Consider the following 15678-nt stretch of genomic DNA (forward strand, 5'->3'; position numbering starts at 1 on the left):
ACGAGACAAGGTTCACTCATTACCGCCCATGCTGGGTAAATTTTAACAGTGACAACTATCCTGCCAGAGGGGGGGTGTTTGTGGTTGATTATTGTTCGTTTTACAATAGACAACGAGAATCGATCCATAACCATAAGCAACAAAAGAGAAGGGAGGGGATTAGGAATACTTGCTCGATGTCTCTTAGACGGTGTCCCTTCGTCATTAATCTGTAACGGTAAGCGCAAAAAACTGAAACCTGATTTAAGTATTTTTCACTTTTATTTCAATCAGGTGAAGCCATGTTACCTCCTCTACGTGCCCTTGTTGCGTTTGAAGCTGTTGCCCGCCTCGGTTCTATTGGTGCTGCTGCGCGCGAGCTTTGTGTTACCCAAGCTGCAGTGAGTCAGCAGCTTAAAAGTTTAGAAACCTTTCTCGATACCACCTTGTTTGAACGCAGCTCCAAAGGCGTAAAGTTGACGTCGGCTGCCCAGCATTATCAACCGATCGTTGCGGGCTCATTAGCCCATCTGAAACTACAGACTCAAATCCTGTTTGGGGAAAAAGAAACTGACGTATTGAGCCTGAGCGTTAATCACACCTTTTGCCATAACTGGCTGCTACCTCGCCTGCCATCTTTTTATCAAAAATACCCTTTTATCAGGCTCGATATTCAGCTGGTGGACTGGCCATCTACCAACCCTTGTCAGAATGTTGATATTGAACTGACCAACGGCAAGGTCGAAAGCGAAGACACTCATAGTGAGCGACTGTTTCAAGAGCACTGGCAGTTGGTGTGTAGTCCAGAATTTAAAAAGCAATATCAAGAGTCCTTGGCTGTGCATGATTTTTCAGCTCTGCCGACCGTGCAAGTAAAAGGCTACCGAGAGAATTGGCTGCAATGGCTGAGTCATAACCAATTCGAGATGACTTTACCGAAGGTGCTGCTCGAAGTAAGTAACTCTTTGCATGCGTTAGAGGCGGTTAAGCATGGGATTGGCGTGTTGTTGGTGCGTTCGCTTGCGGTGTCTGAGCTGTTAGAAAAAAACGATCTTGTTCTGGCGACGGAATCCTCAATGCCTGCTGAATCTGCCCACTATTTGATTACCAAACATCGACGCAGTGCCAAGGTGAATTTCTTTTGTGATTGGCTTTATCACCAGCTGGAAGACGGTGAGCTGGAAGAAAGATTTTCTAATGGGTAGCCATAAAAAAAATGAAGGGCGCTCTTACTAACCTGTCACACAAACCCCTTAATTTAACCGCATACAAATAAGGACGAGGTCACCATGAGTGCTTTCTCACAACACATGACAAATCGACTGAAAGTGCTGCTGTTTACCGCGCCACTGTTAGTTCCACTGTTTACTTTTTGGTTAGTGCCGTTTGGCTATTCCATTTATATCGGCTTCACCGATTGGGATTACATCTCGCCAGACTATGACTTTGTCGGGCTCGAAAATTACCAATACATGGTGGAAGACTTTGAGTTTCTGCAAGCGGCGATGAACACCTTTTGGTTCTCGCTCGGTGTAGTCGTGCCAACCATTTTATTGGGTCTTCTGTTTGCCATGTTGTTACACAAAAACTTCAAAGGCAGCCAGTTTTATCGAGCAGTAATTTTTTCCCCTTGGATCACGCCAACGGTCGCAGTTTCGATTGTGTGGTCTTGGGTGTTCGAGACGAAGTCGGGCTTGGCAAACCACTTATTGGAGTCGGCAGGATTTAGTGCGATTCCATGGTTAGAGAACGGAAACACAGCCTTGATTGCGGTGATTATTGTGACGGTTTGGCAGGCGATTGGTTGGACGATGCTGTTTTACATCAGTGCGCTAAACAAGATTCCAGAGTCATTGTATGAGGCCTCTTTGATTGATGGTTGCAGCAGCTTAACGCGTTTTTTGAAGATAACGCTGCCACTGATTTCTCCAACCACATTCTTCTTGGTGGTGGTCAATATTATCACGGCAATGCAAGCGTTCGATCAGTTCCAGATCCTAACGCAAGGCGGGCCGGGTGGCGAGACTCGTACCTTATTGTACTTGTTCTACCAACAGGCGTTTGAACGTTACGAAATGGGACCAGCGGCCGCGACATCGTTAGTGATATTCCTGATTACTGGATTGTTGGCACTTATTAATACCTACATCGGCAAGCGCTGGGTGTACTACTAGTCGATTTTTTGAAAGGACAGAATTATGACCACGCAAGTATTGGATGCCAATCAAGTATTGGATCAGAGCGCCGCGAAAACCAAAGTTAGAGTCCAAACCAAAGCGACCAAATCAGAGGTTGCGCCAAAGAAAACCTCAGTGGATCGCCGTTCGTTTATCGCACTGGCGAAGCACCTGTTCTTGGCAACGTGCGGAACCATTATGGTGTTCCCGTTCTTATGGATGTTGTCTGGTTCGCTGAAAAGCAATGATGAAATCTTTGCTAACCCGCTGAACTTGATTCCGGAGCAGTTTCGCTGGGAAACCTTTGTCGAAACCTTTCACAGCGCGCCGTTTGGCTTGTACATCTTTAACAGCTTTAGTGTGGCTTTGTTCACCACCCTGTTGGTGATTGTGAATTCGGCGATGTTTGCATACGCGCTGACTCAGCTTAAGTTTCGCTCGAAGACAGTGCTCTATTTCATCGTGATGGGCTGTTATATGTTGCCGGGCGCAGTAACTTACATTCCGTCTTACATCACCTTGGCAAAACTGGGTTTGTTGGACTCACACATGGGCTTAGTGGCGTCGAACGCGGCGTCGGTTTTCGGTGTGTTTTATCTACGCCAAGTGTTTATCAAGGTGCATCCGTCGCTGATTGAAGCGGCACGAATTGATGGTGCAGGTGAGCTCAAAATCTTATGGGCAATCATCTTACCGCAATGCCGAGCAGCAGTCGCAACATTGTTCCTCATCACTTTTATTACCAATTACAACAGCTACATGTGGCCGAGCCTAGTGATAACAACTCAGGATTTAAATCTGATTGCTACTGGTATTCGCCACTACTTTATTGCCGAAGGTAACTATGGGTTGAACTGGTCGCAAATCATGGCGGCGAGCACCATTGCAGTACTGCCTTTGTTAATTCTATTCGTCATTTGTCAAAAGACGATTCTTTCAGGTATCGCCGATAACGGCGTAAAAGAGTAAACGGAAATGAAACTAAAAACTCTCGCACTAGTGTGTGCTGGCGTGGCAAGCGCGTCTATGTTCTCTAGCAGTGTTCTTGCCGCAACCGAAGTTAACTTTTGGTATTCCGGTGGTACTAAGCCACAGCAAATGATGACTAAGCTCATCGAAGAGTTCAACGCGAGCCAAGATGAGTATGTGGTGAAGCCTGCATTGCAAGGTAACTACACGGAAACCTATCAGAAGCTGCAAGCAGGCCTAGCGTCTAGAACTGCACCGGAACTTGTGCTGCTAGATTCAGGCCGTGCGGAAGCGATGCACGGGCGTGGTTTGAGCCGTGACCTAACGCCATTCATGGATGAAGAGTTCAACTTCTCTGATTTCATTGGTGCGTTTAAAGATCAAGTGACCGCAGACGATGGCACTATTATCGGCCTACCTGCTTACGGCACAACTCAAGTGTTTTACTACAACAAGCAGGTGTTAGCAGACAACGGCTTTACTGAGCAAGACCTAAACACATGGCAAGGCGTGGCTAAGGTCGCAGAGAAAGTCACACAGCGTGACGAGAAAGGTAACGTGACCTTCTACGGCTGGGAGCCGATGTGGGGTCAAGACAACATGATTGACGCAGCGTTTTCTAATGGAGCGCAGATCATTAGCGATGATGGCAAAACAGTGCTAATCGACTCTCCAGAGTGGGTTGAGGTATGGGATAGCTTCCGTAAGTGGATCCACGATGATCAAATCATGCGCATTCACTACGGTGGCCAAGGCTGGGAATACTGGTACAAAACCATTGATGACGTGATGAAAGACAACGCACTAGGCTACACCGGTTCATCGGGTGACCAAGGTGATTTGGACTTCACTAAGCTTTCAGCAACCACACAACCAGGTTGGGGCTCAAACCCTTCTGCGCCACAAGCGGGTACGCTGGTTTACGTGATGCCAAAAGGCACAGACGAAGCAGCGGCTAAAGGTGCGTTCGAGTTTGTTGAGTTCTACACCAACGCGAAAAACACGGCGGCATGGTCAATGTTTACAGGTTACATCCCAGTGCGTAACAGCGTTTCTGAAGTACCAAAATATCAAGCGTTCACTAAAGATAACCCACAAGCTCTGATCCCGTTGAAGCAAGCGAACACGGCAACCAAAGATTTCCTAGATCCTACCAACGGTAAGATCATGGATGCGCTGAAGGTGGCTGCGGATCAGATTCAAATCCAAAACGTGCCTGCTGACAAAGCGCTAAAACAAGCGGCTAAGAAAGCACAGCGTGCACTAGACCGAGCGAATCGATCTTAATCTGTAAAGTGGATTAACACTCTCTTTGCATACATAAAGGCCCATCTATTCGAGTGGGCCTCTTTTTGACCCAGTCCTTCAATTAGGACGAATTTGGTGAAGACAATGACCCAATTTCAAGGTGAGCTGCCGTTTGGCAGAGTACGTATCCCCTTTGATGTGCCAGCAGGTTCTCACTGCGTAACGATTACCGGCACAACGGTGAAAAAAGGATTCTTGTACGCAGCGGCGTATGATGCCAACCAAGCATTTCGTGGCAAAGTGCTGTTTGAAAAGGCACACAAGTCACTCACTATCCAACCGCAAAATTCAGGGTTAGGCGCGATTGATGGCGCGATTCCACCGGGCGAGTGGTTCTTAGAACTTTATAACCTTGAAGGTGAGTTCCGAACTGAGCGCGCGATGCAGTATGAAGTTGATGTGCTTTGCTCTGATGAGTTAGTTAATCATTCTAATGAGCTAGGTACTGACGGGATTGAGAGTGAGCTAGAACTGAACCCAATGGTCACCACTGATCACGATATCGAGTTTGATTACAGCCACATGCTGAGTTCTGATTCTCGCTGGTATCGTGGTGACTTACACGCTCACACTCAGCTTTCTGATGGTCACAATACCTTGGCCGCGGCTAAAGACATTGTGGAATCACAAGGGCTCGATTTTTTCTTCTTTACCGAGCACAACATCTGCCAGCCTAAACTGCCAGTATCAAAGCAGTGTTTGTTCTTGCCTGCGTTAGAAGTCACGACCGATCTCGGGCACTTCAATGTGCATGGTCCAGTTAAGTCTTTGGACCTCAGAGACGTTGAGCACAGCAGCCAAGCGACCATGGAAGCGGGATTGAGTTTAGCCAAAAGTGGACACAGCTCACTTGGCATTAATCACCCGATGATGAAGCCGTGGCACTGGCATTACGATCAGGTGGATCTCAGCCAAGTGTCTACGTTTGAAGTGTGTTGTGACCCAACTTGGTCGACCTCACCGAAAGCGACGGAAGAAGCGTTATTGGTTTTCAATGAAATGTGGAATTGTGGCCAGCGCATTACCGCGATTGGCGGCAGTGATTCGCACCTCGAGCCCCATGAGCGTAATCCTAAATCGGATGAGCCTTCTATCTACGGTGACCCATCAACTTTCGTATACAGCCATGGCTTGAGCGGTGAAGGCATCTTGTCTGGTTTGCGGAATGGGCAAGTTTACCTCGAGCGCCGCTGTGGCCTGAAGTTTGACATCAACTTAGGCGACTTGCTACCGGGCAACGACTCTCAAGGCCAACCACTAACATACCGAATTGCGGTCTCTGATTCAGAAAACCCTTACTACGCAGAGTGCGTGGTGGATGGCGAGATTGTTGAACGAATCGCTCTGAATGATGAGCTGCAAAGTATCCATATTGATGAAGGCTACCGTTGGTGTCGAGTGGATATCCGTCGAGGAGAACTTTCTTCAGCATTAATCAACAGTACTCAACCTTCATCTAACGAGCACGAATTTGAAGGCTGCATCAACGCCGTATTTGACGGCAAACAACCAGAATTTAACCAACCCCTAGTGCGTACTTGGGGAGAACTAATGGAGCGAATGAGCCGTGATAAAGTTTAAGGCGATGTTATTTGATAAAGACGGCACATTGTTAGAGTTCCACAAGATGTGGCTTAACGTTTCTCGTGGTGCTTGTGAGCGTGTGAAATCTTACAGTGACCAGCATCAAGGTAATCAAACTGTCACACCTGCTGAGTTACTCTTGGCCATCGGTGTTGAAGGTGATGTAGTTGATAACTATGGACTATTAGCCTCAAACCCAGTGGAAGATACCGCGACAGCGTGGTTCAACATGCTGACACCTAATGTCTCGCTCGCTGAGTTCACCAAGTTGACCAAAGCGGCTTTCAATGACGAAGTGGAAGAGAACCCAAGCTGGATTGAAGCCCTACCGGGTGTGACTGAAAAGCTTGGTCTGTTTAAGCAGCAAGGCATGATTTTAGGCATCGCGACCGCGGATACCAAAGACTCAACGATCTACACACTAGAGCAATCGGGTTTGAGCGAGATGTTTGATTATGTCGGTTATTCCGATGGTGATATCGAACCTAAACCTGCGCCCGCACTGCTCAATGCATTCTGTGAAAAATGCGGTATCGAACCACACGAAGTGATCATGTTTGGTGACACGGTTTCGGATATGGAATTTGGCCGCAACGCAGGTGCAAGAAATGTTGGCGTACTGACTGGCACGGCTCAACACAGCGAGTTGGAACCAGTGGCGGATTTGGTTATCGCATCAGTCGCCCATTTTGAGCTCAATCAACTGCAAGAGCGTAGCTAAAACGTTCAACGACAGATTGCAAAGATAGTATTTAACGAATTGATTTAAGGATAGGTTATGGCTGAAGTCACCCTGAGAGGGGTAGAGAAAATTTACCCAAATGGTTTTAAGGCCGTGCACGGTGTTGATCTTAATATTCGCGAAGGGGAGTTTATGGTGTTTGTCGGGCCGTCTGGCTGCGCAAAATCCACCACCCTTCGTATGATCGCAGGCCTTGAAGATATCTCAGAAGGCGATGTCTACATTGGCGATAAGCGTGTGAACGAATTACCACCTAAAGATCGTGGCATCTCGATGGTGTTTCAGAACTACGCGCTTTATCCGCACATGTCGGTGTACGAAAACATGGCTTTTGGCCTGAAGCAACAGAAGCTGCCAAAGCATGAAATCAATGAGCGAATTGAAGATGCAGCCAAGACTCTCGATATCGAACACCTGCTAAATAACAAGCCGGGTGAAATGTCGGGTGGTCAAAGGCAGCGTGTGGCGCTTGGTCGTGCAATGGTTCGTAAGCCCGATGTGTTCTTGTTTGACGAGCCTTTGTCTAATTTGGATGCAAAGCTGCGTGTTTCAACACGAGTCAGCATTGCGCAGCTGCATAACAATCTGAAGCAAGAAGGGCAGAACGCCACCATGATCTACGTGACACACGATCAGGTGGAAGCCATGACCCTTGGCGATCGTATCTGTGTGTTGAATCAAGGTGAGATCATGCAGGTCGATACGCCAATGAATCTTTATCAATACCCAGCAAACAAGTTTGTCGCAGGCTTTATTGGTTCGCCAGCGATGAATCTTCTCAAGGTGAGATTGGATGAGATTGACGGTGTGATGAACGTGGTTTCTGAAAGTGGTACTCGTTGGACACTTCCACAAGACAAGCAGGTTATTGCTCGTGAAAAGATGGGTGAGTGGGTGTGGTTCGGTGTTCGTCCAGAACACATTCAACTGGCTAATCACGATGCGCCGCTGTTGGAAGTGAATACCCAAACGCACAGGCTTGATGTGGTCGAGTCGATGGGTAATGAGCTGTATCTCTACTTCAAATTGGGTGCTGATAAGCTGGTGGCTCGCGTGCCTTTCGATATTGGTCGTGCTGCGCATAGTGGTGAACAGGCGGTGCTGCACTTCAATACGACACAGTGCCATCTGTTCGATTTGGAAACTGAACAGGCGCTTACTCCTAAGAGTTGATTTTTACTTTGGTTTGATGCCGTAATCTCATCGGCATTGCTGAGAGTGGTAGGATAAATAAAGAACCCCATTCACTGGTTAGGTGGATGGGGTTTTTGTATCGAGAGATAATGACTTTATCGAAAGTGAGTAATCACTAACTAATAGTATTTGTCGTCAATAATAGATCATCATGGTCTGTGAAAAATCTCGATAATCTCGCCAGTTCAGAGATGGAAAAGCCCGTGAAAGAGAATGGCTCAGGCATTAAAAAGGGGGGTACTTAAATACGTCTTCAACCATTGAATTAAGCAGGTCGATGTCGTCACACGTTTTCGCGTAGGTGCGTAGGCCCGCAATCTGAACCTGTACATGACGCGCCAATTGCTCGGGTTCACGCTGGTCACTTATTTCCCCGAGTTGCTGCGCGTGAGCGATCGATTTGGCAAATTCAGCTTCCATGATCTTAAGTGATTTCTTGGCTTCGTCTAATAACTCTGCATGCTCATCCGTCAGTTCAGCGACAGTTTTAGCGAGCATACACATACCATTGGGCGCGCTCTGTTTCGATTCGATGACCGCGCGTTTGACAAAGTTTTCAAGCGCTCTGATTGGAGAGTCTGTTTCGCTGCGCAAGCGGTTCAGGTTGAGAATACCTAACTCGGTATAGCGAGCAAGCGTCTCCTTAAATAGGCCTTCTTTACTGCCAAACGTCGCATAGATGCTTCCTGGGCGCATATCAACTACATCTTGCAAGTTGCGCATCGAAGTTGCATGAAAGCCCTTTTCCCAGTACAGGTTGGTGGCTTTATCTATGACTTCTTGTCTATCGAATTTTGCGTTTTTAGCCATAACATCTACTTTAATCATCTGAACATATAACCCATATTTTATGCTGAACGTTCGTTCTAGTAAAGTCGCCTCGTCATGTTACAAACTCTAAAACTAATCACGCTGCACTGAATTGATGATATAAAGCCATTCATCTGGTTTATGTGATGAATTATGTGACGCATTTTTTTGTATGAATAAGTCGAATAGCTAACATTTATTCAGATAAATCAATGAGTTTTTCAGTGCTTAATGTTACTTTTGTTATTTGCCGTCTTACATGGCACGGTAATTGATATTACTAATCAAGTTGAATAATTAAATAGTCTAATTTTAGGTATGTCTGCATTATCAATGTGCCGAAATTCTATGGCTAATAAAGTTCGTTGGCTGCTAGGGAATAAAAATGAAATTAACGGATATGTCTTTTAAGCAAAAAATCATTGCGTTGCTTATTCTGCCGATCTTAGGCTTTCTATGGCTCAGCGCCTCTGCGATTTCAAGGGGCGTAGAAACCACTAGGGAAATGACTTCATTAAACCAATTAACGCATTTATCGGTTGTCTACAGTGAATTGGTGCATGAGTTACAAGTTGAACGTGGCATGACTGCTGGCTTCATTGGCTCTCAAGGGACTAAGTTTGTGAGTGAATTGGAGGCGCAGAGAGCCAGTGTCGATAATAGACGCAAGCAAAGGAACGAATACTGGCAATCGGCGGGCATTGAATTACCACAGATCACTCAGCTGAATGCAGAAATCAGCCAAGGACTCAATCAAATCACTGCGATTCGCAATCGCGTCAACTCTCAATCGATCCCGCTTTCTGAGGCATTAGGTTACTACACTAACCTAAATGCAAAGCTGCTTAGTGTCTCGGCGAGTATTGCAGAGCTAAGTTCCGATGCGCTTATTAGCAAAGAAACCATCGCTTATTATAATTTCTTGCAAGGAAAAGAACGGGCAGGCATTGAACGCGCAGTACTCAACAATACCTTCTCAAAGAACGAGTTTGGGTCAGGTATGCTGGTCAAATTTATCTCTTTGGTTACCGAGCAAAACACCTACTTCTCGAACTTCGAAGTGTTAAGTAACCAAGCCAATGTTCGCTTTTTTAGGCAACAAATGAATGACCGATCAGTGGCTGAAGTGGAAAAGCTTCGCCAACTCGCACAATCGAAAATGAGTGGTTTTGACGTTGATCCAGTATATTGGTTCACACAATCAACCGCACGCATTGGTCAGTTGAAGAAGACTGAAAACCAATTAGCAGGCGCTCTTATCACATTGACGGACCATAAAGCCGAGGACGCTCAAGCGGTAATGATGAGCAGAATTGCGATATTTGTGGTGATTACGTTGATTGCGACCTTAATCAGCTTTAAAGCGATCAATGACCTGACGGTTCGAGTTAAAGATCTGACCTTGGTGCTTTCACGAGTTCGCGATGACAATAATCTCAGTGTGCGTGCAAGCTACGAAGGGAAGAGCGAGCTGGGCCAGATCTCTGCTTCGCTGAATGCGACCTTAGAGAATTTTTCTCAGGTGATCGATAACTTATCTCAATCGAGTATGACACTGGCTTCAGCAGCAGAAGAGACAGCGCAAACTTGTCAATACAACTCCCACACCTTAGTGGAACAACAAGACCAGATTGGTTTGATCGCAACCGCAACAGAAGAGTTATCGGCCACTGTAAACGAAGTCGCGGCGAAAACTCAGCAGACCGCAAGCTCCGCTAAACTGGTCGATGAGCAGTCGCAAGAAGGCTTGAATACGGTGCAGCACTCTTACCAATCGATAGAGATTTTGGCCTCTGAGATTAATGGCTTAGCTGATAAAATTACTCATTTACACGAAAGTAGTAACAACATTAACAGTGTGATTGATGTGATTAAGTCCGTTGCTGACCAAACTAACTTACTGGCATTAAATGCAGCGATCGAAGCGGCACGTGCGGGTGAGCAAGGGCGTGGCTTTGCAGTAGTGGCTGATGAAGTTCGTACACTGGCGCAGCGCACTCAACAGTCGACCTTGGAGATTGAAGGCTTTATTAGCTCTCTGCAGGCTAACGTAGAAACCGCGTTTAATGTGATTGATAACAGTAAGAAGATGTCATCACGAGCAGTTGAAGATGCCAAAGAGGTCGAACACACCTTGCAAAGCATCTCAACAGCGGTTAGTGAGATCTTTGGTATGACAGAGCAGATAGCAACCGCCACCGAAGAGCAAGCGGTTGTCACTCAAGATATTGCCCAGAATGTGGTCGCTGTCGAGCAGAAATCGACAGAATCGACGACAGGAGCCACGCAAATTGCCGCAACCGCTAACGAGCAAGCAACACTGGCGGCTTCGTTGAAAGAGATTGCGAATACTTTTAAAGGCTAGCTAAGCGAGTACTCAAATAAAAAGTAACAAGCCCGTTCGCCTTGCTGTTCAAACAGCAAGGCGAACGGGCTTTTTGTTATTTTTCTCATTATAAAATTCCTTGAGTAATTTGAGGCTAAAATCGAATGGGTTCTTGACCTAACTACAGCTTCATAGTTTATCTTTGCTACCGAAATGAGAGGGGAAGTGCATGTATCGTATCTCTGAACTGGCCGAATTGGTTGGCCTGAGTCGCTCGACACTATTGTACTACGGCAAGTTAGGCTTGATTGAAGCTCAGCGTCAAAGTAATGGTTATCGTCTGTATTCTGAGCAGGATCTTCAGCGTGTTCGTTTGCTACAGCAACTACAAGCAGGCGGGCTGACGCTCAAAGAGGGCCAAGCTTGTCTAGATGCAAAGATAGAGCGCAGCTTACTGGAAAATCGCCTTAAGCAATTAGACGAAGAGCTCGTTCAAAAGCAACGATCACGGGATCTACTAGCAGCAATGCTAGGTGAAGGTGGTTTAGAAGCGTGGCATGAGTCATTGGATAAGCTGGCACCAGACGCACACCTCGATTGGTTAATTAAGCAGGGCTTTGATGAGAAACAGGCTTTGCGATTGAAGTGGTTATCAAAAGACATGAATGAACATGATCAATACATGACGGATTTTGGCGCTATCTTTGAGGGCTTAGAGCACTTAGGACCTGGAACGGCTGAAGATACTTTAGCGGCATTAGCACAAGTTCCGATTTCGCCTAAGCGCGTACTTGAGATTGGTTGTGGCAAAGGCATTGCGACCAATGTGTTAGCGAAAGCCATCAAAAAGCACCAAGCCGACGTACACATTATTGCGGTCGACAATGATCAACCGAGTTTGGACATTCTAACTGAGCAAGCACAAGCATCTGGCTTAGAAAGTAATGTTCAAACCGTGTGCGCAAGCATGATGGATTTGCCGTTTGAAGCGAAGTCGTTCGACCTGATCTGGTCAGAAGGCAGCGCTTACATCATGGGTGTCCAGAAAGCATTAAAGCAGTGGCGGAAGCTACTTACCGATGATGGCACCTTGGTTGTGAATGATTTGGTCTGGAACACAGAGAACCCAAGCGAATCATTCAAAGCGTTCTGGCAGAAAGAGTATCCAGATATGACCACGGTAGTCGAACGTATCAAGCATGCTAAGGCGGCGGGGTATCAAGTCTTGGGTGACTTTGCGATGAGCGATGAAGGGTGGCTTGCCTATTATCAGCCTTTACAAAAGCAAGTCGAGTCTTTGAAAGCGACTATGCCAAACTCAAAAGCGCTCGCAGATTGCGACAATGAAATTAAACAATTCTTCAATAACAGCAGGCTTAAGAGTGAACTCTCGGAGGGTTCCCAAAGCTCTGCTAAGCGTGATTTTGATTATCACTTCTTTGTGTTGAAGAAAGTACAGTAAGTGAAGAACACTATGAAATTTAGACAACATGATTCAAGCGAGATCGAAACGATCACTCAACTTTTTACTCAAACCTTTACCGATTCAGAAGGCGAGAACGAAGGTAAAACAGTGGGTAAGCTTGCCAACGATCTTTTAACGACCACCGATCCAACAGAGCTACTTTGCTTTGTTGCGGAAGATGATTCTATTGAATCTGACAGCACGATTGTTGGTGGGATTATTTTTACGCCGCTTTCATTTGACGATGAAACCAAGGCGTATTTACTCTCGCCAGTAGCGGTGAGCACTCAGGTTCAAAAGCGCGGTATTGGCCAAAAGCTGATTAACTTCGGCTTACAGACTCTAAAAGAACAGGGCGTTGAACTTGCGGTGACGTACGGTGATCCTAGTTACTATTCAAGAGTGGGCTTTGAGCAAATCACTATTGAACAAATCCCAGCACCATTTGAGTTGAGCTACCCTCACGGTTGGATCGCTCAATCGCTGACTGGCAGTGAAACCGAAGTGACGGGCGAACAGTCTAGCTGTGTTGAAGCTTTGGCTCACGTTGAATACTGGTAGACGCTCAAAAATAAAATCTTAGATGAATGGAAGCCCATCAGGTATTACTTGATGGGCTTTTTTGTTTTTAATCAAAAAGATAAATTAACAATAATTCGATTTTGATCGTCTGTTTTCCTTATTAATTTCTTACTCTATATTTATTTTTGAACGATTGTTCAAAATGTTACTTGAACGATCGTTCTGGTTTGGTTTATATTGTTTTCACACCAACGGATAGCGGTCACTATATCTCCGTAAATGACAAAATTTAGAATCAGAATTGATAGGAATAGAACAATGAGCAACTTCAAAATTCACTCAGTAGAATCAGCACCAGAGCAAAGCAAACTCATTCTTGAGGGAGCAAAAAAACAGATGGGAAGAGTACCGGGGTTGTTTGGTGTGCTAGCCGAATCTCCAAATACTCTGAAAGCCTACAGAGAGCTTCATCAGCTTTTTAACGACTCATCTTTTGATGCCGAAGAGCTGACAGTTGTTTGGCAAACCATTAACGTTGAACACGAATGCCACTACTGCGTACCTGCGCACACAGGCATTGCACACTCAATGAAGGTTGATCCTGCGATCACTGAAGCACTGCGTAATCGCACCGCAATGCCAACGGAGAAGTTACAAGCACTGCACGATTTCACACTAAGCATGGTTCGTAATCGCGGCAATGTGCCAGCAAATGAAATGGAAGCATTCTTCGCAGCGGGTTACGGTCAACAGCAAGTTTTAGAAGTGATTCTTGGGCTGTCACAGAAGGTGATCAGTAACTACGTAAACCACGTTGCTCAGACACCCGTAGACAAAGTATTCGAACAGTTTGCTTGGGAAGGTTAATCGCTTTTGTCCAATTAAATTGTAAGAATGATGAAAGCCCCGCTTGGTTGAGTGGGGCTTTGTGGTGTTTAGGATCTAGCTTGTTTTGGCGGAGCAGTTAACGTACATGCTTGGCAATCAACTTAGCCAGCACCACAATTCCTTCTTTCCAATCTTTGCTCTCTTCGATGTTGGCGACAGTGAAGCGCAAGCAGTGTTTATATTGGTCGTTGGTGCCAAAAACGGTGCCGGGTAAAATTCCTAAATTATGCTTTATACAATCTTGATAGACCGCGTAGCTATCGACTGAATCAGGCAAGGTTATCCAGGTTAAGAAGGAGCCTTCAGGTTTGGATAAATGATAGCGCCCTTCAAGGTGCGAATAGCTATCCAGTGCTTGGATTAATCGATTTTGAAACTGCTTTTGATTGGTTTGGTAGAGCCGTTTCATTTTAGCTAGGTGGCTACGATATTTGCCAGTGGTGAGAAATTGTCCCACCGCAGATTGCATTAAATTTGAGCTGCCCATGTTATCGCAAAGCAGATATTGTTCGATCAAAGCTTGGTAGCGGCCTGATAATAGCCAGCCGATCCGTAGGCGTGAGTCTAACGTTTTGGAAAGTGAGTTAACGTAGATAACCCTATCTTGATCATCAAGTGCTTTGAGGCTAGCAATAGGGGGATCAAATGCCAGACTACCGAACACATCGTCTTCGATGATCGGCAATGAACCAGTGATCGTCAGCAAAGCTTTTCGATTAGCGAGGGGCATTCGTGAGCCTGTTGGATTGGCAAAATTGGGTGTGACGATGAGTGTTTTCACAGGCCATTTATCCAACGCGCTCTGCAATGATGGGATATCAATGCCGTGACTCACACTACTCGGGATCTCTAATACTTGCAGGCCCAAGGATTCGAGCAACAGTAGATTCCCAAAATAGCACGGAGACTCAACCGCCACGATGTCGCCGGGTTTTGTTAACGCTCGTAACGCTAAGCTGATCGCCTGTTGTGCACCGTGAGTTATCGCAATCTCTTTCGATCCTGCAGGTACGCCCAGATCATGGGTTATCTTTAATAATTGTTTTACTAATTGCTCGTCGCCAGGGGGCAATTGGTAATAACCGGGAAGCTGTGTTTGCAAACGGCTATGGCGACCAATCTCGGCATATAAGCTACGAATAGCGGGATTGTTTATGTTGGGATGCGCAGAGCCTGCCAGTAGTGTTAATCGGCTTTTGGGGCGAGAGAGCACCGATTTTGTAACCGATAATAGGTCGACGTTTTGTGGCTGGTTTGCTGTATCCCAACTTGCGGTGTTCGGTACTTTGACTCGATAACCCGATTTGGGCACCGAATACACCCAACCTGTCGCTTCAAGCTCTTGATAAGCTCGGATCACGGTATTTTTACTCACTCCCAGTTGTTCACTCAATTGGCGAATCGAGGGAAGGCGATCGTCTGGATGAAATAATCCTTTATCAATCTGTTCCTTGATGTATTGCTCAGTGGCGAGATATTTATTGCCGCTTTGTAGCGCTTCCATGCTTTATTTCTCTTTCTTACATTTAATCTGTAACTATTTAAAGTGTTACATCTGTGTCTTTATTGATGTTCTGTACCCAACTAAGGTAACAGCATAAATTGATCGTTGACTAGAGGTTTATCATGTTAATTAAAATGTAAGCGTCTTTAAATCGACTCATTCAATCCTTTCAATAAACGTCGTAACCTTTAACTTTGATCGTTAAAGGTA

The 15678-nt window shown here is 45.8% G+C and carries 13 protein-coding genes; 11 read left to right on the forward strand and 2 right to left on the reverse strand.

The annotated features are described in order from the left end of the window. Window positions 1-281: 281 nt before the first annotated feature. From Q1A70_RS16165 to ugpC, 7 genes are all read left to right on the forward strand, one after another. Entirely contained in the window at window positions 282-1184 is a 903-nt protein-coding gene (locus Q1A70_RS16165; protein WP_299693872.1) for a LysR substrate-binding domain-containing protein, read from the forward strand. Between the two features lie 84 nt (window positions 1185-1268). Next, a complete protein-coding gene (locus tag Q1A70_RS16170) occupies window positions 1269-2153 on the forward strand; it encodes a sugar ABC transporter permease (RefSeq protein ID WP_299693875.1) in 885 nt (294 codons plus the stop codon). Window positions 2154-2177: 24 nt separating this feature from the next. Next, the gene (locus Q1A70_RS16175; protein WP_299693877.1) at window positions 2178-3125 is read left to right on the forward strand and encodes a carbohydrate ABC transporter permease; all 948 of its coding nucleotides are present in this window, start codon (window positions 2178-2180) and stop codon (window positions 3123-3125) included. A 6-nt stretch (window positions 3126-3131) separates the two neighbouring features. Continuing rightward, window positions 3132-4412, forward strand: coding sequence for an extracellular solute-binding protein (locus tag Q1A70_RS16180; protein WP_299693879.1), 1281 nt, complete (start codon window positions 3132-3134; stop codon window positions 4410-4412). Between the two features lie 105 nt (window positions 4413-4517). Then, complete coding sequence (locus Q1A70_RS16185; protein ID WP_299693882.1) at window positions 4518-6014, forward strand: CehA/McbA family metallohydrolase; 1497 nt, start codon at window positions 4518-4520, stop codon at window positions 6012-6014. Beyond that, a complete protein-coding gene (locus Q1A70_RS16190) occupies window positions 6004-6738 on the forward strand; it encodes an HAD family hydrolase (RefSeq protein ID WP_363318256.1) in 735 nt (244 codons plus the stop codon). Before Q1A70_RS16185 ends, Q1A70_RS16190 begins: the two co-directional genes overlap by 11 nt. Before the next feature lie 57 nt (window positions 6739-6795). Beyond that, on the forward strand, window positions 6796-7932 hold the full coding sequence (ugpC, locus tag Q1A70_RS16195; protein WP_299693888.1) for a sn-glycerol-3-phosphate ABC transporter ATP-binding protein UgpC: 1137 nt from the start codon (window positions 6796-6798) through the stop codon (window positions 7930-7932). 246 nt (window positions 7933-8178) lie between these two features. Here the strand turns inward: ugpC and Q1A70_RS16200 are convergent, their stop codons facing one another. Next, window positions 8179-8763, reverse strand: a complete 585-nt coding sequence (locus Q1A70_RS16200; RefSeq protein WP_299693891.1) for a TetR/AcrR family transcriptional regulator — start codon at window positions 8761-8763, stop codon at window positions 8179-8181. Between the two features lie 385 nt (window positions 8764-9148). Here Q1A70_RS16200 and Q1A70_RS16205 point away from each other — a divergent pair, with 385 nt between their 5' ends. The 4 genes from Q1A70_RS16205 (at window position 9149) to Q1A70_RS16220 (ending at window position 13943) form a co-directional block, all read left to right on the forward strand. Next, window positions 9149-11128, forward strand: a complete 1980-nt coding sequence (locus Q1A70_RS16205) for a nitrate- and nitrite sensing domain-containing protein (protein WP_299693894.1) — start codon at window positions 9149-9151, stop codon at window positions 11126-11128. A gap of 190 nt (window positions 11129-11318) precedes the next feature. Next, the gene (locus tag Q1A70_RS16210) at window positions 11319-12551 is read left to right on the forward strand and encodes a methyltransferase domain-containing protein (RefSeq protein WP_299693897.1); all 1233 of its coding nucleotides are present in this window, start codon (window positions 11319-11321) and stop codon (window positions 12549-12551) included. Beyond that, window positions 12552-13115 carry an N-acetyltransferase gene (locus tag Q1A70_RS16215; RefSeq protein ID WP_299693900.1) on the forward strand — a complete coding sequence of 188 codons (564 nt, stop codon included), beginning with the start codon at window positions 12552-12554 and terminating at the stop codon, window positions 13113-13115. It begins immediately after the preceding gene. Window positions 13116-13394: 279 nt separating this feature from the next. After that, on the forward strand, window positions 13395-13943 hold the full coding sequence (locus tag Q1A70_RS16220) for a carboxymuconolactone decarboxylase family protein (protein ID WP_176678843.1): 549 nt from the start codon (window positions 13395-13397) through the stop codon (window positions 13941-13943). A 97-nt stretch (window positions 13944-14040) separates the two neighbouring features. Here the strand turns inward: Q1A70_RS16220 and Q1A70_RS16225 are convergent, their stop codons facing one another. After that, window positions 14041-15468 (reverse strand): PLP-dependent aminotransferase family protein, encoded by a 1428-nt coding sequence (locus tag Q1A70_RS16225; RefSeq protein WP_299693904.1) that lies wholly within the window; start codon window positions 15466-15468, stop codon window positions 14041-14043. Window positions 15469-15678: the final 210 nt, after the last annotated feature.

The sequence above is a fragment of the uncultured Vibrio sp. genome (assembly GCF_947488985.1).
GTDB lineage: Bacteria > Pseudomonadota > Gammaproteobacteria > Enterobacterales > Vibrionaceae > Vibrio.